Source organism: Variovorax ureilyticus (assembly GCF_037889935.1).
Classification (GTDB): Bacteria; Pseudomonadota; Gammaproteobacteria; order Burkholderiales; family Burkholderiaceae_C; genus Variovorax; species Variovorax ureilyticus.
Genome location: NZ_JBBKZU010000001.1, coordinates 803,283 through 821,301, shown reverse-complemented (window position 1 = coordinate 821,301; position 18,019 = coordinate 803,283). Strand labels below are relative to the sequence as shown.

21 protein-coding genes are annotated in these 18,019 nt (G+C 67.8%); 16 read left to right on the top strand and 5 right to left on the bottom strand.

The features are described 5' to 3' along the window. Positions 1–120: 120 nt before the first annotated feature. The 4 genes from WKW77_RS03920 to WKW77_RS03905 all read left to right on the top strand — a co-directional run bounded on the left by WKW77_RS03920 (position 121) and on the right by WKW77_RS03905 (position 2,730). Positions 121–1,041 carry a DMT family transporter gene (locus WKW77_RS03920; RefSeq protein WP_340355495.1) on the top strand — a complete coding sequence of 307 codons (921 nt, stop codon included), beginning with the start codon at positions 121–123 and terminating at the stop codon, positions 1,039–1,041. 113 nt (positions 1,042–1,154) lie between these two features. Next, positions 1,155–1,436, top strand: coding sequence for a DUF427 domain-containing protein (locus WKW77_RS03915; RefSeq protein ID WP_093160121.1), 282 nt, complete (start codon positions 1,155–1,157; stop codon positions 1,434–1,436). After that, on the top strand, positions 1,433–2,173 hold the full coding sequence (locus WKW77_RS03910; RefSeq protein ID WP_340355494.1) for a 2OG-Fe dioxygenase family protein: 741 nt from the start codon (positions 1,433–1,435) through the stop codon (positions 2,171–2,173). Before WKW77_RS03915 ends, WKW77_RS03910 begins: the two co-directional genes overlap by 4 nt. Positions 2,174–2,286: 113 nt before the next feature. Further along, on the top strand, positions 2,287–2,730 hold the full coding sequence (locus tag WKW77_RS03905) for a universal stress protein (protein ID WP_340355493.1): 444 nt from the start codon (positions 2,287–2,289) through the stop codon (positions 2,728–2,730). Here WKW77_RS03905 and WKW77_RS03900 read toward each other — a convergent pair whose 3' ends face one another. Then, a complete protein-coding gene (locus tag WKW77_RS03900; protein ID WP_340355492.1) occupies positions 2,731–3,375 on the bottom strand; it encodes an RluA family pseudouridine synthase in 645 nt (214 codons plus the stop codon). Positions 3,376–3,485: 110 nt separating this feature from the next. On the opposite strand from WKW77_RS03900, the gene WKW77_RS03895 reads away from it, so the two are divergent. Continuing rightward, positions 3,486–4,670, top strand: a complete 1,185-nt coding sequence (locus WKW77_RS03895; protein ID WP_422823113.1) for an MFS transporter — start codon at positions 3,486–3,488, stop codon at positions 4,668–4,670. On the opposite strand, the gene WKW77_RS03890 is transcribed toward WKW77_RS03895, so the two are convergent. After that, on the bottom strand, positions 4,667–4,948 hold the full coding sequence (locus WKW77_RS03890) for a 2Fe-2S iron-sulfur cluster-binding protein (RefSeq protein ID WP_340355490.1): 282 nt from the start codon (positions 4,946–4,948) through the stop codon (positions 4,667–4,669). The two genes, WKW77_RS03895 and WKW77_RS03890, sit on opposite strands and share 4 nt — an antisense overlap. 48 nt (positions 4,949–4,996) lie before the next feature. Between WKW77_RS03890 and WKW77_RS03885 the strand changes: the two genes are divergently transcribed. Together WKW77_RS03885 and WKW77_RS03880 are read left to right on the top strand one after the other, a co-directional pair. Further along, positions 4,997–5,512: a GNAT family N-acetyltransferase gene (locus tag WKW77_RS03885; RefSeq protein ID WP_340355489.1), complete on the top strand. Its 516-nt coding sequence runs from the start codon at positions 4,997–4,999 to the stop codon at positions 5,510–5,512. A gap of 94 nt (positions 5,513–5,606) precedes the next feature. Next, positions 5,607–6,488 (top strand): DUF808 domain-containing protein, encoded by an 882-nt coding sequence (locus WKW77_RS03880; protein WP_340355488.1) that lies wholly within the window; start codon positions 5,607–5,609, stop codon positions 6,486–6,488. 13 nt (positions 6,489–6,501) lie between these two features. Here WKW77_RS03880 and WKW77_RS03875 read toward each other — a convergent pair whose 3' ends face one another. Further along, on the bottom strand, positions 6,502–6,693 hold the full coding sequence (locus WKW77_RS03875) for a hypothetical protein (protein ID WP_340355487.1): 192 nt from the start codon (positions 6,691–6,693) through the stop codon (positions 6,502–6,504). A 244-nt stretch (positions 6,694–6,937) separates the two neighbouring features. Between WKW77_RS03875 and WKW77_RS03870 the strand changes: the two genes are divergently transcribed. From WKW77_RS03870 to WKW77_RS03830, 9 genes are all read left to right on the top strand, one after another. Continuing rightward, positions 6,938–9,676, top strand: a complete 2,739-nt coding sequence (locus WKW77_RS03870; RefSeq protein WP_340355486.1) for an autotransporter outer membrane beta-barrel domain-containing protein — start codon at positions 6,938–6,940, stop codon at positions 9,674–9,676. Positions 9,677–9,760: 84 nt separating this feature from the next. Beyond that, entirely contained in the window at positions 9,761–10,168 is a 408-nt protein-coding gene (locus WKW77_RS03865; protein ID WP_340355485.1) for a hypothetical protein, read from the top strand. A gap of 81 nt (positions 10,169–10,249) precedes the next feature. Then, entirely contained in the window at positions 10,250–10,906 is a 657-nt protein-coding gene (locus WKW77_RS03860; RefSeq protein ID WP_340355484.1) for an alpha/beta hydrolase, read from the top strand. A 154-nt stretch (positions 10,907–11,060) separates the two neighbouring features. Then, entirely contained in the window at positions 11,061–12,641 is a 1,581-nt protein-coding gene (gshA, locus tag WKW77_RS03855; protein ID WP_340355483.1) for a glutamate--cysteine ligase, read from the top strand. 142 nt (positions 12,642–12,783) lie between these two features. After that, on the top strand, positions 12,784–13,164 hold the full coding sequence (locus WKW77_RS03850; RefSeq protein ID WP_340355601.1) for a response regulator: 381 nt from the start codon (positions 12,784–12,786) through the stop codon (positions 13,162–13,164). Positions 13,165–13,248: 84 nt separating this feature from the next. Next, positions 13,249–14,166, top strand: coding sequence for an SDR family oxidoreductase (locus tag WKW77_RS03845; RefSeq protein WP_340355482.1), 918 nt, complete (start codon positions 13,249–13,251; stop codon positions 14,164–14,166). 195 nt (positions 14,167–14,361) lie between these two features. Further along, positions 14,362–15,873, top strand: coding sequence for a sensor histidine kinase (locus WKW77_RS03840; protein WP_340355481.1), 1,512 nt, complete (start codon positions 14,362–14,364; stop codon positions 15,871–15,873). Positions 15,874–15,994: 121 nt separating this feature from the next. Beyond that, on the top strand, positions 15,995–16,369 hold the full coding sequence (locus WKW77_RS03835) for a response regulator (protein ID WP_340355480.1): 375 nt from the start codon (positions 15,995–15,997) through the stop codon (positions 16,367–16,369). After that, on the top strand, positions 16,366–16,890 hold the full coding sequence (locus tag WKW77_RS03830; protein ID WP_340355479.1) for a desulfoferrodoxin family protein: 525 nt from the start codon (positions 16,366–16,368) through the stop codon (positions 16,888–16,890). Before WKW77_RS03835 ends, WKW77_RS03830 begins: the two co-directional genes overlap by 4 nt. 25 nt (positions 16,891–16,915) lie before the next feature. On the opposite strand, the gene WKW77_RS03825 is transcribed toward WKW77_RS03830, so the two are convergent. Together WKW77_RS03825 and WKW77_RS03820 are read right to left on the bottom strand one after the other, a co-directional pair. Then, on the bottom strand, positions 16,916–17,629 hold the full coding sequence (locus WKW77_RS03825) for a carboxypeptidase regulatory-like domain-containing protein (RefSeq protein ID WP_340355478.1): 714 nt from the start codon (positions 17,627–17,629) through the stop codon (positions 16,916–16,918). After that, positions 17,626–18,000 carry an HPF/RaiA family ribosome-associated protein gene (locus WKW77_RS03820; protein ID WP_340355477.1) on the bottom strand — a complete coding sequence of 125 codons (375 nt, stop codon included), beginning with the start codon at positions 17,998–18,000 and terminating at the stop codon, positions 17,626–17,628. Before WKW77_RS03820 ends, WKW77_RS03825 begins: the two co-directional genes overlap by 4 nt. Positions 18,001–18,019: the final 19 nt, after the last annotated feature.

The following is an 18,019-nucleotide window of genomic DNA, read 5'->3' as shown; positions in this document are numbered from 1 at the left end:
CCGATACAGACTGCCCAGGCAAGGCGCGGCACGCCGCCGCCGTCAGGTGTCGGTTCGCGCCGAGGCATGATCGGCGCTCCCGGCGCGGTTCGCGCGCATGCCTCGACACCTTCCGCCTCCATGACTTCGCAGCCTCTCGCTTCCCGGTCTTCGTCACACGCCAACGGCCGTGCCATCGCCACGATGGTCGGCGCCATGGGCTGCTTCGTGTTCAACGATGCGACGGTCAAGCACGTCAGCCAGTCGCTGCCTTCGGCACAGCTCATCTTCGTGCGGGGCGTGATCGCCACGGTGCTCGTGCTGCTGGTCGCGTACCGGTTGGGCGCGCTGCGGCAGGTGGGTGCGGTGCTGCATCCGCGCGTGGCGCTTCGCGGTGCGGTCGATGCGTGCGCGACGATGCTGTACCTGCTGTCGCTGTTCCAGCTACCGATCGCCAACGCGACGGCCATCAACCTCGCGGCACCGCTCTTCATGACGGTGTTCGCGGTGCTGTTCCTCGGAGAGCGCGCGAGCCGGGCGCGCTGGATCGCCGTGGTCCTGGGGTTCGCGGGCGTGGTGTGCATCGTACGGCCCAGCGCAGAAGGCTTGAACGCCTGGGCGCTGCTGTGCCTGCTCGGCACGCTGTTCCACGCCACCCGCGACCTGATGACGCGGCGCATCGATTCCTCGATCCCGTCGATCATCATCACGCTGGCGACCGCGTTGTCGGTGACCTTGCTGTCCGGCGCGCTGACGCTGGCGAGCGGCTGGAAGCCGTTCGCACTGCGCGAGCTGGGCCTGCTGGGCGTGGCGGCGGCGTTTCTCGCGTCGGGATACTTCCTCCTGGTGCAATGCATGCGCGCGGGGGAGGTGTCGCTGACGGCGCCGTTCCGCTATACGGCGGTGCTCTTCGCCACGCTCCTCGGCTACACGATCTGGGACGAAGTGCCGGCCCTGTCGGCATGGGTCGGGATCGCGCTGCTGGTCGGCTCCGGGCTGTACATGCTGCACGACGAGCGCGGGCGCCGCCGCGTGGAGGTGCTGGATGCGCAGCCGGAGTGAGCCGGCAGGATCCCGGCGTCGGCCGCCCTCGAACCCCTCGCCGACTTGGCTTGCCCGCGATGTGCTACTTTCGTCGATGTAAGTGGCGCGCATCGCGCCTTGGAGTCACCCCCATGAAAGCAACCTGGAACGGCGTCACCCTCGCCGAAAGCGACGACACCGTGCTCGTCGAAGGAAATCACTACTTTCCGGCCGCATCGCTCAATCGCGAGCACGTGAGCTTCAGCAACCACAAGACCACCTGCCCCTGGAAGGGCACTGCGAGCTACTACTCTCTGCTGGTCAACGGCGAGCTCAATCCCGACGCGGTCTGGTACTACGCGGACCCGAAGCCCGAAGCCGAGATGGTTCGCGACCGCGTCGCCTTCTGGAAGGGCGTGAAGGTGACCGAGTGAGCGCGGCCTTCAGCCCACCCTTCACACCTCCGGATCGGCTCGTCCCCACCTTGCGCCAGGACGGCTATGCCGTGCTGAGTCCGGAGGGTGTGTCCGAGTGGCTCGGCGTGCCGCTTTCGGAACTCGACGCCTTGCACGCCGACTGGTTCAACCTGCCGCCCGACGACTACCTGAAGGACGGCGGCCGCTACCGCACGCGGCGGCATGCCTGCTTCACCGTCGATGGCGCCGAACTCGTGCAGGTGCCGCATCGTGCGCACTGGCAGCCGGTCGAGTACAACGCGCTGCACGGCGGCATGCAGCGCTGGTTCGCACCGATGCAGGAAGCCACCGTGGCGCAGCCCGTGTGGCAGCGGCTGATGCATGCGCTCGCGGATGCGGCGAGCGGCCTGCGCGGCGCGCAGCGCTGGTACGTCGAGGCGCACCAGTTCCGCATCGACACCGCCGACGGCATCGGTCGCCCGACGCCCGAAGGCGCCCATCGCGATGGCGTGGACCTCGTGGCGGTCGCGCTCGTCGGCCGGCACAACATCAAGGGCGGCGAGACGCGCGTCTTCGAGGCCGCCGGCCGGCGCGGCGAGCGCTTCACGTTGACGGAACCGTGGTCGCTGCTCTTGCTCGACGACGCGCGCGTGATCCACGAATCGACGCCCATCCAGCCGCTGATCGAAGGCGAAGGAGGCTGGCGCGACACGCTCGTCGTGACTTGCCGCGCAGGCGAATTCCAGGGCGAGTGAAGCTCCCGGCGGACCGTAGACGTCCTACATCCGCACGCCTTGCCTTGGATGTACATTCGGGGCCGGTTCGCCCGCGAACCTGGAGTCTGTACGCTTCGATCAAGAGGTCTGCCATGTTCAATCACATCCTGGTGCCCATCGACGGTTCCGAAACCTCGATGCTGGCGGTCAGCAAGGCCAGCGGGCTGGCACTTGCTTTCGGCAGTCGCATCACGCTCATCCATGTGGTGGATAACTATCCGTTCATCGGGGTGGGCGCGGACTACGCGCTCGGCCAGAACGAATACCTCGCCGCCGCCACCAGCAGCGCCAATGCGGCGCTCGCGCGCGGCGTCGCCGCACTGGCGGCCGAAGGCCTGCACAGCGACCAGCGCGTGATCGACGGCCATGTGGTGCACGAAGGCATCGTCGACACCGCGATCGCCGTCGGCGCGGACCTCATCGTGATGGGCTCGCACGGGCGCACGGGCATCGAGAAACTGCTGCTCGGCAGCGTCACCCAGCGCGTGCTGCAGGATGCGAAGTGCCCGGTGCTTGTGGTGAAGGGACCGCTCTAGTCAGGCTGCATCGAAGGGCGGCGCACTCTCGAAACGGCACACGCGCCCGTCGGCCGGGTGCGCGAATTCGAGCAGCGTCGCATGCAGCAGCAGCCTTGGTGCGCGCTCGCGCACGTCGTCGGTGCCATAGAGCGCATCGCCGAGGATCGGATGTCCGATCGACAGCAGGTGCACCCGAAGCTGGTGGCTGCGACCGGTGAGCGGTTCCAGCCACACATGCGTGGCGTTGCGCTCGGGCAGCAATGCCTTCACGCGCCAGCGCGTCTGGCTCGGTTTGCCCGCGGCATCGATCTTCTGCAGTGGGCGACGCGGCCAGTCGGCCATCAATGGCGCGTCGATCAGGGACCATTCTTCGCGCACGGGCATCGATCCGTCGACGATGGCTTCGTAGCGCTTGTTCACCTGCCGGCCGGCGAACAGATCGCCCAGCGCGCGCTGCATCGAGAGGCTGCGCGCCATCAGCACGAGGCCGCTGGTCGCCATGTCGAGCCGGTGCACGACGAGCGCATCGGGCCAGCGCCGCTGCGCGCGTGCGCTGAGGCAGTCCTGCTTGTCCTCGCCCCGACCGGGCACGCACAGCAGGCCCGCGGGCTTGTCGAGCACGAGCAGGTGAGGGTCTTCGTGGACCACGTGCAGGTCAGTCATCGGGCACCGAGTCTAGAAGACCTCGCTCGGCTATCCTCGACCGAATGTCCGTCGCCGCCGCTCCCGATCGAAGTTCCAGCTTTTCAGACCTGACGCGCGAACGGCCCTTCATGCGATTGTGGTTCGCGCGCCTGTGCGGCACGGCGGCGAGCCAGATGCTCCTGGTGGCGATCGGCTGGCACATGTACGACCTCACGCACAGTGCGTGGGACCTGGGGCTCGTCGGGCTCTACCAGTTCGTGCCGGCGCTGCTGCTGGCACTGTGGGCGGGGCACGTGGTCGACAACCATCATCGCGGCCGCATCGTCGCGGCCTGTTTCGCGGTGCAGGGCGCGGTCGCGCTCGTGCTTCTTCTCTCGGTCCAGGGTGGCGAGGGTTCGCGTGCGCTGCTGCTGGGGCTCTCGCTGGTGCTCGGCGGGGTGCGTGCGTTCCAGATGCCGGCCCAGCAGGCGCTGACGCCGCTGCTGGTGTCGCCGATGATGCTGCCGCGTGCGATGGCGTTCAGCTCCGCCGGCATGCAGGGCGCGATCATCGGCGGGCCGGCGCTCGGCGGCATGCTGTTCGTGGCCGGCATGGGCGTGGTGTACGGCGCGGCCTTGCTCTTCTTCGTGCTTGCGTCCGCGCTCGTGGTGCAACTGAAGTACAGCTTCACGATCACGCCGCGCGAGCCCGTGACCGCGAAGACGCTGCTGGCTGGCGTCGAGTTCATCTGGAAGCGCAAGCCGGTGCTCGGCGCAGTGTCGCTCGATCTGTTCGCGGTGCTGCTCGGCGGCGCGGTGGCGCTGCTGCCGATCTATGCCAAGGACATCCTCCACACCGGTCCGTGGGGCCTCGGGCTGCTGCGCGGCGCGCCGGCGGTGGGCGCGCTGGTCATGTCGATCTATCTCACGCGCCACCCGGTCGAGCGTCGCATCGGCCGCACGCTGCTGCTGGCGGTGGCGATGTTCGGCGTGTGCATGATCGTCTTCGGCCTCTCGCGCACTTTCGCCGTGTCGCTGGTTGCGCTCGCGGTGTCGGGCGGCGCGGACATGGTCAACGTGGTGATCCGCCAGACGCTGGTGCAACTCGAAACGCCGGATGCCATGCGCGGCCGGGTGAGCGCGGTGAACTCGATCTTCATCGGCGCGAGCAACCAGCTGGGCGAATTCGAGTCCGGGGCGACCGCCGCGCTGCTCGGTCCGGTCGGCTCGGTGGTGGCCGGCGGGATCGGCACGGTGCTGGTGGCGGCGTGCTGGTTCCGGCTGTTCCCGTCGCTGGCGCAGCGCGACCGGCTCGCGAAGGCCCACGAGGCCTAGAACACCGCGAAGGCGTAGGGGACGTCGAGCGTGACGTCGCCCTCCGGCTCGGCCACGCAGGGCAGGATCCAGCCCTCGGCCTTTTCCTCTGCGCTGACGCCGGGCCATTCGATGCGATAGCGGATCCGGCCCGACACCAGCTTGCACAGGCAGGTGCGGCAGGTGCCGTTGCGGCACGAGCTCGGCAGCTCGATGCCGCCGGCTTCGGCGGACTGGAGGAGGGTGCGGTCGGCTTCGATCTCGAAGTGGAAACCGCCGGGTTGAACGATCGCTTTCATCGGCAGCGACAATACGCCCCTTTACCGTTCGTTTCTCTCCCTGCATTCATGTCCGATTTCGAAGTTCGCCCCGCCACCCTGCGCGACGCCAAGGCCGTCGCCGAAGTCCACGCCGCCTCCGCACAGGCTGCTTACGCGGGCATCCTCCCCGACGACCAGCTGCGCGCACTGACGCCCGCCACCCGCGAGGCCAAGTGGCGCGAGGCGATCGAATACGCCGAACCGCAGGTGCATGTGGTCGAGCTCGGCGGCGAAGTGGTCGGCTTCGTCGGCTTCGACCGTTCGCGCGACCCCAAGACGCCGTCCACCACTGGCGAGATCTGGTCGCTCTACGTCAAGCCCGAGCATTGGGACAAGGGCCTCGGCGTCGCGCTGTGGGACGCCGCGCGCGAGGGCCTCGAGGAAGAGGGCTGCACCGTCGTCACCATCTGGGTGCCGCTGCGCAACGACCGCGCGATCCGCTTCTGCGAACTCGCCGGCTTCAAGCGCGAGATGAAGACCGCCAAGACCACCGCGATCGGGACGGTGAAGATCGAGGAAATCCGCTTGAAGCGAAATGTTTGAGCTCGCCCCCAGTCTTGCCCACTTCGTGTGGCCGCCCACCCCCGACCGGGGTTTGGCCTGGGGCTCCCCAAATCGATAGGTCGATCAACAAGAGATGGCCACCAGCCTCCTGCTGCTTCTCGATGACATCGCGACGGTGCTCGACGATGTGTCGGTGCTCACCAAGGTGGCGGCCAAGAAGACGGCCGGGGTGCTCGGCGACGATCTCGCGCTGAATGCGCAGCAGGTCGCCGGCGTGCGCGCCAGCCGCGAGCTGCCGGTGGTCTGGGCGGTGTGCAAGGGATCGTTCGTCAACAAGGCGATCCTGGTGCCGGCGGCCCTGCTCATCGGCACCTGGCTGCCGTGGCTGGTCACGCCGCTCCTGATGGTGGGCGGCGCGTTCCTGTGCTTCGAGGGCTTCGAGAAGCTCGCGCACCGCTTCCTGCACAAGGCCGAGCACGCGATCGAGACGCAACGCCACGAGCAGGCGGTCGCCAACGAGGCGATCGACCTCGTCGCGGCGGAGAAGGCCAAGGTCAAGGGTGCGGTGCGCACCGATTTCATCCTGTCCGCCGAGATCATCGCGATCACGCTCGGCACGGTGCAGGGTCAGCCATTCCTCACGCAGCTCACCGTGCTGGCGGGCATCGCGATCGTGATGACCATCGGCGTCTACGGCCTGGTCGCCGGCATCGTGCGGCTCGACGACATGGGCTTCTATCTCAGCCAGCGCGACAACGCCGCGGTACAGGCGCTGGGCCGCGCGATGGTCGACGCGGCGCCTTGGCTCATGAAGGCGCTGTCCGTTCTCGGCACGGTCGCGATGTTCCTCGTCGGCGGGGGCATCCTCGTGCATGGCGTGCCGGCTGTCGGGCATGCGATCGAGGCATGGGGCCCGCTGGCCTCGCAGGTCGGCAACGCAGGCGTCGGCGTGATCGCGGGCGCGGTCGTGTTGGCGGCGGTCGAGGGCTTCAGGCGGCTTCGCCTGCGGCGCTGAAGCGCCGCCGCGTTCAGCGCCGTCCGCCGGAACGGACGCGCCCGACCAGATCCACCACCACCAGGGCCACCCCCAGCACCAGGGCGAACCAGCCGACCAGATAGGCACCGCCGATCGTCTCGCGCCACGTGGGCGAATCCAGGAAATGCGGCGAAATCAGCACCGCCGCGCCGATCAGGATGCACAGGATGCCGCGTTCGATCATGCGCGGTGCTCGGTTCGGTCGGGAGGGCATCGGCCGAGTTTACGGCCGCCGCTGCCTCGGCCGGCTATGCACCGATCCGGGGCGGACAGCACTGAGATCCAGCTTAGTTTTGTAACGTTTTCGTTGCAAAACTGCGATTACGCACCGATTCCGTGACTTTCTCCCAACGGAAATGAATACAAGAGCATTACAGTCGTAAGTATTCATTTTCATCGTTCGGGTCCGTCGAAGGGAGCACAAGCTCGTGAATCGCGTTTTCAGGGTGGTTTGGAATTCGTCGCAACAAACGTGGGCAGTGGCCTCCGAACTGGCCGCGACCGCCGGCAAATCGACCGGCCGGGCCGTTTCCACCGGAACGGCGCTGCTCGTGCTTTCTGGCGCGGCGTCGGCCGCCTGCTCGCTGACGGGCACTGACTACGTCTGCACGAGCGGCGGGGGAGCCCAGACCGCCACGATCGGCTCGGGTTACGGCACCGCCCCGGGAACGACGGTCGACGTGAAGCAGAACGCGGTCATCAGCACCGGCGGCGACCCGGCGATCAGTCTGCTGAGCAACGGCAGCATCACCGTGCGCAGCGGCGCGACGGTCGAGAACAACGCGGTCGGCCTGACCAACGGCCTGTACGGCACCGGCGCCAACACGGTGGAGTTCCTGCACAACAACACGCTGACGATCGAGCAGGGCGCACAGGTGCTCTCCAGGGGCACGGCAGGCGACGCGGAGGCGGTCAATCCGATCGGCGCCGGCAACACCATCATCAACAACGGGACCATCGACTCGCAGGCCGGGGGCGGGGCGATATGGTTCCAATCGACGAGCGGCGGCAACACCGTGGTCAATGGCGACACCGGCGTGATCCGCTACAAGGACGGCACCAACGGCAACATCATCGGTGTCGCCGGGACGATGGCGCTCAACTTCACGAACAAGGGGCAGATCCTCGGTTCGCTGAACTTCGCCGACGGCGACGACACGCTCAACCTGTACGAGCACGGCACGATCTCCGGGGCCATCAACGGCGGCGCCGGCCACAACCTGCTGACGCTCAACGGCACCGGCACGGCCACCTTCAACCACGCGATCTCGAACTTCCAGTCGCTGGTGAAGAACGACAGCGGCAGCTGGAACCTGGGCATCTCGCTGCAGGATTCGGGCTTTACCAGTGCGCGCGTCGCCGGCGGCACGCTGGTGCTCGCGACGGACACCAGCAACTACACCGGCAGCATGACGGTCGATCCGGCCGGCACATTGCAGACCCCCGCCGAGTTCGCGCCGCTGGCCGTGACGGACAACGGCCTCGTGCGTTTCGCGCAGCCGACGGATGCGACGTACAGCGGGCTGCTGAGCGGCACCGGCGGCCTCGAAAAGACCGGCGCCGGCACGCTGACCCTTGCGAAGGCGCAGGCGATCACCGGCACGACCACGGTCAGTGCCGGCACGCTGAAAGCCGGCGCGGCCGACACCTTCAGCGCGGGCTCGGCGCATGTGGTCGCGGCGAGCGCGACGCTCGACACCGCCGGCTTCAACCAGACCGTCGCGTCGCTCCGGAACGCGGGCACGGTGAGCCTGCTGAGCGCCGTGCCGGGCAGCACGCTGACGGTCAACGGCGCCTACGTCGGCCAGAACGGCGTGCTCAGCCTGGGCACGGTGCTCGGCGGCAGCAACAGCCTGAGCGACCGGCTGGTGCTGAACGGCCCCGCCGCGAGCGCGAGCGGCACCACCACGATCCGGATCAGCAATCTCGGCGGCCTCGGCGCGCAGACCAACGGCAACGGCATCGAAGTGGTGAGCGCGCAGGATGGCGCGACGACCACCGCGCAGACCACGAAGAGCGCCTTCACGCTGGCCAATGGCCATGTCGATGCCGGCGCCTTCGAGTACCGGCTCTACGCGGCCGATGCCCAGGGTGCGGGCGAGAACTGGTATTTGCGCACCGATGTGCCGGTCACGCCGCCCGCCAACCCCGAGACGATCCCGAAGCTGCCGACGGCGACGACGCCCGTCCCGACGCTGCCTGCCTATCGCGCGGAAGTGCCCCTCTTCGCCGCGCTGCCGGCGCAACTGCGCCAGGCGGACTTCGCGATGCTCGGCAACCTGCATCGCCGCGTGGGCGACGAAGCCGCACCGTCCGCGGCGGTCGCGGGCTCGGGGGACGCGGGCCGCCAGGCCTGGGCGCGCGCTGTCTATGCCGATCTCGACATCCACCAGGACGGCGTGGCCGACGCCGCCAGCAAGGGCCACGTCAGCGGCCTGCAGGCGGGAACCGACCTGTTCGTGGCGGGCAACTGGCGCGGCGGCATCTACGTGGGCTACCTTGACGGCGGCGCCGACGTGGGCGGCAATGCGCGCGGCACCATCGGCCGCGTCGGCAACAACGATCTGCAGTCGCGCTACGTCGGCGGCTATGCGACCTGGATGGACGGCAGCGGCTGGTACGCCGATGCGGTGCTACAGGGCGGCAGCCATCGCTACACGGTGCGCCCGGACCTGAACCCGAGCGCCTCGGGCAAGGCCGACAGCCTCACGGCATCGATCGAGACGGGCAAGGCCTTCGCGCTGACCGAGCGCTGGACCATCGAGCCGCAGGCCCAACTCGCCTGGCAGCGCAGTAGCTTCGACAACGTGCTCATCAGCGGCGCCTCGGTGCGCCAGGATGCCGACAGCGGCTGGATCGGCCGCCTCGGCGTTCGCGTCAAGGGCGACTTCGCGACCAGCGCCGGCCGCCTGCAGCCCTACGGCCGGGTGAACCTGTACCGCGCGGGTTCCGGCACCGACGTGGCGACGTTCATCGCCCCCGCGGCGAGCACGCCGATCGCCAGCGCCACCGGCTACACCTCGGCCGAAGTGGCCGGCGGCGCCACGCTGGCCCTGTCGCCATCGACCACGCTGTACGGCGAAGTCGGGCATGTCTTCGACGTCGGTGGCGATGCGCGGGTGAAGTCGTCGGTGCAGGGCTCGGTCGGCGTGCGCCTGAGCTGGTAGGGGGCCGGCTTTCGGTTCAAATAGGGGGTTGTCGCGGACCGCGAGGGCGCGGCAGCTGCCACCTGACGTCACACACGAAAGCCCATGGAATTTGTCCGCCACCGCGTCCTTCCGTTCACCGCGCGCGCCATTGCGCCGCTGCTGCTGGCCCTGTCCGCGTCCGGCGCGCTCGCCCAGGACGCACGCGAATTCCCAGGTGCCGCGATGCGCTTCCTGAACGTCGAACTGCCGCAGATGGAAAACGCGATCAAGGAGCGCGATCGCGACTACTTCGAGAGCGCGATGTCGCGCATGCTCGATTTCTCGGACCAGTGGGGCTTCAAGGTGCGCGACAACCCGCAGCTCGCGCGCTACCCGATGTGCACCGACGCGGTGTCGGATTTCCTCGTCGTCGGCATGTGCCGCATCATGACCACCGCAGCCGCCTGCGAACCGGGAATGCAGCAGCGCTTCGACACCAACCTGCAGAAGTGCCGCGAGCTCGCGCAGTAGGCGCGCCCCCGGCCTGGCCGGTCCCCGAGGCCGGAGTCGCGCACGTTCTGATACAGGCTGTTCTGCGGTAACGTCGGGGCCATGTCACTCCCACCGATCGAAATCGAAACCGGCCCGAATCCCAAGGCCGCCATCATCCTCATGCACGGCCTCGGCGCCGACGGCAACGACTTCGTGCCGATCGCCAACGAGCTCGACCTGTCGCCGGTGGGCCCGGTACGTTTCGTGTTCCCCAACGCGCCGGTGATTCCGGTCACCATCAATGGCGGCTACCGCATGCCGGCCTGGTACGACATCCTCGGTCCGGGCAACCCGGAAGACGAGGCGGGGCTGCGGCGCTCGCAGGCCGCCATCGAGGCGCTGATCGCCAATGAAAAGGCGCGCGGCATACCGGCCGGCCGCATCGTGATCGCCGGTTTTTCGCAGGGCTGCGCGTTGACTTTCATGACCGCGCTGCGCCATCCCGAGCGGCTCGCGGGCATCGTCGGCCTCTCGGGCTATCTGCCGGTGGCGCAGACCGTCGCCGCCGAGCGCCATCCCGCCAACCAGGGGACGCCGATCTTCCAGGCCCACGGCACGCGCGACGGCGTGATCACGATCGCCCGCGCGGTCCAGAGCCGCGATGCGCTGGCGGCCCTGGGCTTCCAGGTCGAATGGCATGAATACCCCATGGAACATTCCGTCTGCATGGAGGAAATCGCCGACCTCAACCGCTATCTGCTGAAGGTGCTCGCATAGCGCCTGTGTGAACAGGGCCTAGCATCCGGCCACGCATTCATGTGGGTTGCCGGCGAATTGAGCCGCCGGCGCCGGGGACAACCGTCCGCGGCCAGCAACAGTCTTTTCGGCGTGCTACCTTCCTGCCCCACGAAAAAAGATGGGTCATATCCATATGAATAATTTGAAGGAGCGCATCGAAGCGCTCTCGGCTGCGCGGCTGAGGGGCGTGCGGCGGGGGGTCGAGAAGGAAAGCCTGCGTGCCCAGCCCGATGGCAAGCTCGCACTGACGCCGCATCCGGGCGCCCTGGGATCGGCATTGACGCATCCGCACATCACCACCGATTTCAGCGAGTCGCAGGTCGAGCTGATCACCGGCGCGCACAAGGACGTCGAGACGGTGCTCCAGGAACTGGTGCAGATCCACCAGTTCACCTATCACGTGATGGATGAAGCCGGCGACGAGCGCCTCTGGGTGTCGAGCATGCCCTGTGGCCTGCCGACCGATGAAACCATCCCGATCGGGCGCTACGGTTCCTCCAACGTCGGCCGTGCCAAGAGCGTCTATCGCATGGGCCTGAGCCATCGCTACGGCCGCCGCATGCAGACCATCTCGGGCATCCACTACAACTGGTCGCTGCCGGAGGTGTCCAGCGAGCAGTACTTCGCGCTGATCCGCAACTTCCGCCGCCATGCCTTCCTGCTCCTGTACCTGTTCGGCGCCTCGCCGGCCTTGTGTTCGAGCTTCGTCGACGGCCGGCCGCACGAGCTGCTGCCGCTCGGCGAAGGCAGCATGCACATGCCCCACGGCACCTCGCTGCGCATGGGCCGCCTGGGCTACCAGAGCGAAGCGCAGGCATCGCTCGCGGTGAGCTACAACAGCCTCGACGGCTATGCCGCCTCGCTGCAGGACGCGCTGACTCGCCCCTGGCCTGCCTACGAAGCGATCGGCATCCGCAACCTCGGCGGCGACTACAACCAGCTCGCCACCACGCTGCTGCAGATCGAGAACGAGTTCTACGGGACCATCCGTCCCAAGCGCGTGATCTACCCTGGCGAGCGTCCGCTGCATGCGCTGCGCGAGCGCGGGGTGGAATACGTCGAAGTGCGGCTCATGGACCTCGACCCGTTCGAGACGGTCGGCATCAATGCGCAGACCATGCGCTTCCTCGATGTGTTCCTGCTGCATTGCCTGCTGACCGACAGCCCGCCGGATACGCGCGAGGAGATCGCCGATCTCGCGCACAACCAGCACCTTACCGCCGCGCGCGGCCGCGAACCGGGCCTGCAGTTGCGCCGCGCCGCACAGCCGGTGCTGCTCGCCGACTGGGGTGCCGAACTGCTCCAGGAGTTCGCGCCGGTCGCCGACGCGCTCGATGCGGCATACGGTGGCTCCAGGCATGGCGAGGCGGTCCAGGCCGCTGCTGCGGCACTGAAGGACCCTTCGACCCTGCCTTCCGCCCGCGTGCTGGCGGCGATGAAGGCGTCGCACAACGATTCCTTCGTGAGCTTCGTGCGCGCGCAGTCCGCACAGACGCGCGAAACCCTGCTGGCCCTGCCGTTCCCGGCCGAACAGCGGGCCGGATTCGAGCGCCTCACGCGTGAATCGCTGGACGAGCAGAAGCGGATCGAGGCCAGCGACACCATGCCGTTCGAGATCTACCGTGAACAGTACGTGTCGCCTGCCCGACTCGGCTTCAAGAACCATTGGCCGGAATTGGCGACCGGGCCGGTGAGCCAGAGCGCGGCGCTCTGAGCGCCACGGCCGTCATGGCTGGGTAGGTTCCTGCCTACCCGAATTGGCCGCCAAGGCTCACCCGGTTGCGGCATGCGGTGGGGAAGATCGCCATCAAGGCGGTGGAACCGCCACCCTCTACAACCGACTGCCCATGCATGCCATGCCCTTCAAGACCTATCTGGTCGAAGACAACCCCGTCATTCGCGAGAACCTGACCGGGTTCCTCGAGGACATCGCCGACGCCGTGGTGGTCGCCCACGCGAGCGGCGAGGACGAGGCGGTCCGCTGGCTAGAGGGGCACCGTGACGCCTGGGACGTCGCCATCGTCGACCTGTTCCTGGGCCAGGGCAACGGGCTCGGCGTGATCGACGCCTGCCGGCAGCGGCGCGCGGACCAGAAGGTGGTGGTGTTGAGCAACTACGCCACGCCGGACATGCGTGCCCGCTCCAAGGCCCTGGGCGCCGACGCCTTCTTCGACAAGTCGGCCGAGATCGAACAGCTGCTGGACTACTGCGAGCGATTGAGTCACACACACGACTGAGCCGGGGATGTCACCGGGCCGGGCCGTCCGCTTTCTGGGGTAAAACGCACCGCGTCAACGACTTCCTCCGAAAGCATTTCCAGCATGAGCAATCTCGATTTCAAGGGCCGCGTCGCCATCGTCACGGGCGCTGGCAACGGTCTGGGCCGCCAGCATGCGCTGGCCCTCGCGGCGCGCGGCGCCAAGGTTCTGGTCAACGACCTCGGCGGTGCGCGCGACGGCTCCGGCGGCTCCGCGAGCGCGGCGCAGGCCGTGGTCGACGAGATCAAGGCCGCGGGCGGCGAGGCGATCGCCAACGGCGCCTCGGTGACGGACTTCGAGGCGGTGCAGGCCATGGTGCGGCAGGCGCTCGACGCCTGGGGCCGCGTCGACATCCTGGTGAACAACGCCGGCATCCTGCGCGACAAGAGCTTCGCCAAGATGGACCTCGCCGATTTCCGCCTCGTGATGGATGTCCACCTCATGGGGGCGGTGCATTGCACCAAGGCCGTCTGGCCGATCATGAACGAGCAGAAGTACGGCCGCATCGTGATGACGACGTCGTCCTCGGGCCTGTACGGCAACTTCGGGCAGAGCAACTACGGCGCCGCCAAGCTTGCGCTGGTGGGCCTCATGCAGACCCTGAGCCTCGAAGGCGCCAGGAACGACATCCGCGTCAACTGCCTGGCCCCGACGGCGGCCACGCGCATGACCGAGGACCTGATGCCGCAGGAAGTGCTCGATGCGCTCAAGCCCGAGGCGGTGGTGCCGGCGATGCTGGTGCTTGCCGCACAGGATGCGCCCACCCGCCAGATCCTCTGCGCAGGTGCCGGCGTCTTCGAGGCCGCGCACATCACGCTCACGCAGGGCGCATGGATCGGCTTCGGCGCCGATGCGCCCGAGCAGCTTGCGGAGCGTCTCGCTGAAGTGACGGACCGCAGCGGCGAGATCGTTCCGCAAAGCGGCGCGGCGCAGGGCAGCAACGAAGTGGGCAAGGCGATGGCGAACTCGCGCCGGGGCTGAGGCCGGCGCGCGCGGTGAGCGCGGCCGGCGCAATCTTGACGCTGGCCGGGATGTCGCCGACCATCCGCTGCAGAGGGAGAGCCCTTCGACCGATTGAGGGAGCCCGGCATCCAACTCGAGCAGCTTGTCACGCGGGTATTGAAGCGGTCACCCTTCTCCGGGCTGGTGCAAAGGGTGGCGGGCGTTCGCGCCTCCGTGCACACCAAGCTGCTGCTCGCTTTCCTGATCATCACGCTGCTGTTCATCGCGATGGTGGTGGCCAGCCTGATGATGCTCGTCAACACCACCGAACAGAGCCGCCTGCTCGACGAGGCGCACGAGCGGGTCAACTGGTCGCAGCAGAGCCAGCACGCGCTCGACCGTCAGATGCACTTCACGGCGCTCGCGATGCTCTCGAAGGACGAGGCGGCGATCGAGCGCATCCTGCGCGAGAACAACCGATTCAATGAATCGCTGGCCAGGCTCGACACCGCGACCGGTTCGGGGCAGAAGGGCCTGATCGACCGCATCCGTGCCTCGCAGGACGATGCCATGGGCGTGGTGGCCGACATCGCGAATGCAATCCGCGACGGCAACCTGGAGCCCATCGCGTCCGATCTGCTCCGGCGCCAGGAGCGGCTCGACGAGCAGATCGCGCTCTACATGGGCCAGCTCGTGGAGGCCGAGCAGGACCGCATGGGTCGCCTGCGCGAGAGCGTGAGCGCGGCGAACCGCCGATCGCTGATCCTGACCTCGGTCTTCGCGGTGAGCGCGGTGCTGCTCGCATGGCTGTGCGGGTTCGTGATCTCGTGGTCCTTCATCCTGCCGGTGCGCGCCGCGCACGTGTTCCTCGACGATGTCGCGGCTGGCAACTTCGGGCGCAAAATCTCGGTGCCCAACCGTGACGAGTTCGGTGTGCTCGCCGACCGGATGAATCACATGAGCCAGCAGCTGCAGCGCTTCGACCAGTCGCAGCGGCAGGCTGCCGCCGAGCTCGTCGACCTCAACGAGCAGTTGTCCAGCGCGAGCAAGGCCAAGTCGGAGTTCCTCGCGAACATGAGCCACGAACTGCGCACCCCGATGAACGCGATCCTCGGGTTCAGCGAGATGATGATGGACGGCATCTACGGCGACGTGCCCTCCGAGCTGAAGGAGCCGCTGGCGGACATCCAGGTGAACGGGCGCAATCTGCTGCGCCTCATCAACGACGTGCTCGATCTCTCGAAGATCGAGGCCGGGCGCATGGATCTCGCGCTCGAGGAGTACGTGGTGAGCGACGTGGTCCACACGGTGCGCACCGCGTTGCGATCGATCGCCGCCGAGAAGGGGCTGGCGTTCGATGCGCATGTGCCGGACGACCTGCCCACGGCCTACGGCGACAGCGGGCGGCTCACGCAGTGCCTCACCAACCTCGCGGGCAATGCGCTGAAGTTCACCCGCAAGGGCAGGGTGGACATCGCCGTCGAACTCGCGGGCGACGAGCTGATCTACAGCGTCTCCGACACCGGCATCGGCATCGCGCAGGACGAGCTCGAGAACATCTTCACCGAGTTCAGGCAGGTGGACACCACCATCACGCGCGAGTTCGGTGGAACCGGCCTCGGCCTGAGCATTTCGAAGAAGTTCGTGGAGCGCCTCGGCGGCCGCATCTGGGTCGAAAGCGAACTGGGGAAGGGCTCGACCTTCCGGTTTTCCGTGCCCCTGCGCGCGGGCGGGGCATCGCGATGAGCCTCCGCCCGGCCGCTCCGAAGGGGGCTCGCACCGCAGTGCAACGCACGGAGGTTGCCAGCCCCCGCCCGGCCGTTCCGAAGGGGGCTCGCACCGCAGTGCAACGCACGGAGGTTGTCAAATGAGCGAACGCAAGATCCTCTACGTCGAGGACAACGAGTACAACCGCAAGATCGTCCGGCAGCTGCTCAGCCGGTCGGCCTGCAAGCTGTACGAGGCGGCCGATGGCGAAACCGGTGTGGCGCTCGCGCGCAGCGAACTGCCCGACCTGATCCTGATGGACGTGCAGCTGCCGAAGATGTCGGGCCTCGATGCGACGAAGCTGCTGACCACGGAAGCGGATACGCGCCACATCCCGGTGATCGTCATCACGTCGTATGCATTGAGTGGTGATCGCGACAAGGCGATGCAGGCCGGCGCATCGAGCTACATGGCCAAGCCTTACAGCCCGAGCGAGCTGCTGAAGATGGTCAAGCAATTTCTCCCGGATCTATGAACACCCCCAGCCTCGCCCACTTCGTGTGGCTCTGTACCCCCTTGCAGGGGGCAATCCCGGCGGCCCGGCAAAGCCGGTTCCTCGGGATTTCTGGCCTTCGCGCGGTCGCAGCGGCCCTGGCCGTTGCGATGGGGCTCGGGGCGGGCGTTGCCGCGCATGGCGAAGAAGACCAGGCCCAGCAGTTCACACCGGAGTTCCGCGAACTGCACAAGGGCTTCGACGGCAAGCACACGCCGAAGATCACGGCGCCCGACAGCGTCAAGCGCGGCGCGTGGTTCACCGTGACCGTCAGCATCGGCGCCGATTCGATGCACCCGTCGCTGCAGGAGCATTTCGTGCGTTACATCGCGCTGTACAAGGATTCGGTGGAGATCGCGCGCGCCTACCTGCATCCCGTGTATTCCGCGCCGACGGTGACCTTCACCGTGGCGCTGGACGAGGGCGGGTTGCTGCGCGCGATCGCCGAGCCGACGCATTCCGCCGCCTGGGAGGCGTCGAAGAAGATCGCCGTCGTTCCCTGAGGCTGTTCGCGCGATCGCAGGGGCTTCAGCGCATCTTCATCTCGACACTGACCTGCGCCGGTTGCTGCTCGCCCACGGTGACGTTCGCCGGCATGGTGCCGAGCCGTTCGTGCCAGATCTGCAGCCTGTATTGCCCCGGCGGCAGGTCATCGAAGGAGAAGCCGCCGTCCGGCCCCGTGACCGCATAGAAGCGGTGCGCCGCCACCACCACCCAGGCGGTCATCCACGAATGCAGGTCGCAGTTGATTCGGACGATCTCCGGCTGCGCGAAGGTGATCGGGATCGTGCGGCCCATCGGCTGGGTGCGGTTGAACGACACGTTGGCCTTGGGCGTCGCATGGATGTTGTGGAGAAGCCGGTCGCTGTTGAGGAAATCGACCGTGCCGCCCGCCGGCACCACCACGACGCGCGGCACGAAGGTGCAGCCCTTCTGGTCCACCTCCACCTTCTGCGCGGCCGCGGGCGCGGCTTCGGCCGGCGCGTTCTCGATCCACACGACCGCGTTGCGGATCTCGCGCGCGGACGAAACCTGCAGGTCGTCCGCAGGCTTCTCGTGGCCGCAGAGGTACTGGTCGATGGTCACCGGGACCTTCGCGCCGGCGGGCGCGGGGCCGGCGATCATCACCTTGCCTTTGATGCTGCCCGCGAACGCGCCGCCCGCCAGGCCGCAGCCCAGCAGCAGCCAAGCCAGCGCCGCCGCTACTTGGAACGCGCGCGGCGCCTGCCTGGCGAGCCTCAAGGGGCGTTCCCCTCGTCGCCCGCCTCCTCGGCACCCGTGCGGATCGAATCGCGGTCGCGATGGTTGTAGAGCCGGCCGAGCGCGTTGTCGAGCGATCGCCTGAGCTTGTCCGACGCGCCGCGGAAGGCCTCGTCGAGGCTGGCGGCGTGCTGGGTCACGGCCAGGGGCTCATGATGGGCAAGGCGCGCTTCCATCACGCAGCGCTTGTCCATGCCGCCGCCCTTGGTGTGGTTCTCGTCGCTGAGATGGACCTCGACGCGCGTCACCGTGTCGGCGAAGCGGACGAGGCTCTGCCGCAGCTGGCCGTCGGCCCATCGTTCCAGTTTTTCCTTGTTCTCGACGCCGTTGCTCGTGTTGACCTGGATCTGCATGGTGTGCGCCTTTCGCTGC

What these genes read in the sequence shown, in the direction of transcription:
- WKW77_RS03830 (WP_340355479.1), top strand. Translation starts at nt 16,366, where the DNA reads ATGAACACCCCCAGCCTCGCCCACTTCGTGTGGCTCTGTACCCCCTTG.
- WKW77_RS03900 (WP_340355492.1), bottom strand. Translation starts at nt 3,375, where the DNA reads ATGACTGACCTGCACGTGGTCCACGAAGACCCTCACCTGCTCGTGCTC.
- WKW77_RS03845 (WP_340355482.1), top strand. Translation starts at nt 13,249, where the DNA reads ATGAGCAATCTCGATTTCAAGGGCCGCGTCGCCATCGTCACGGGCGCT.
- WKW77_RS03820 (WP_340355477.1), bottom strand. Translation starts at nt 18,000, where the DNA reads ATGCAGATCCAGGTCAACACGAGCAACGGCGTCGAGAACAAGGAAAAA.
- WKW77_RS03905 (WP_340355493.1), top strand. Translation starts at nt 2,287, where the DNA reads ATGTTCAATCACATCCTGGTGCCCATCGACGGTTCCGAAACCTCGATG.
- WKW77_RS03920 (WP_340355495.1), top strand. Translation starts at nt 121, where the DNA reads ATGACTTCGCAGCCTCTCGCTTCCCGGTCTTCGTCACACGCCAACGGC.
- WKW77_RS03875 (WP_340355487.1), bottom strand. Translation starts at nt 6,693, where the DNA reads ATGATCGAACGCGGCATCCTGTGCATCCTGATCGGCGCGGCGGTGCTG.
- WKW77_RS03895 (WP_422823113.1), top strand. Translation starts at nt 3,486, where the DNA reads ATGCGATTGTGGTTCGCGCGCCTGTGCGGCACGGCGGCGAGCCAGATG.
- WKW77_RS03850 (WP_340355601.1), top strand. Translation starts at nt 12,784, where the DNA reads ATGCCCTTCAAGACCTATCTGGTCGAAGACAACCCCGTCATTCGCGAG.
- gshA (WP_340355483.1), top strand. Translation starts at nt 11,061, where the DNA reads ATGAATAATTTGAAGGAGCGCATCGAAGCGCTCTCGGCTGCGCGGCTG.
- WKW77_RS03885 (WP_340355489.1), top strand. Translation starts at nt 4,997, where the DNA reads ATGTCCGATTTCGAAGTTCGCCCCGCCACCCTGCGCGACGCCAAGGCC.
- WKW77_RS03915 (WP_093160121.1), top strand. Translation starts at nt 1,155, where the DNA reads ATGAAAGCAACCTGGAACGGCGTCACCCTCGCCGAAAGCGACGACACC.
- WKW77_RS03860 (WP_340355484.1), top strand. Translation starts at nt 10,250, where the DNA reads ATGTCACTCCCACCGATCGAAATCGAAACCGGCCCGAATCCCAAGGCC.
- WKW77_RS03890 (WP_340355490.1), bottom strand. Translation starts at nt 4,948, where the DNA reads ATGAAAGCGATCGTTCAACCCGGCGGTTTCCACTTCGAGATCGAAGCC.
- WKW77_RS03865 (WP_340355485.1), top strand. Translation starts at nt 9,761, where the DNA reads ATGGAATTTGTCCGCCACCGCGTCCTTCCGTTCACCGCGCGCGCCATT.
- WKW77_RS03835 (WP_340355480.1), top strand. Translation starts at nt 15,995, where the DNA reads ATGAGCGAACGCAAGATCCTCTACGTCGAGGACAACGAGTACAACCGC.
- WKW77_RS03880 (WP_340355488.1), top strand. Translation starts at nt 5,607, where the DNA reads ATGGCCACCAGCCTCCTGCTGCTTCTCGATGACATCGCGACGGTGCTC.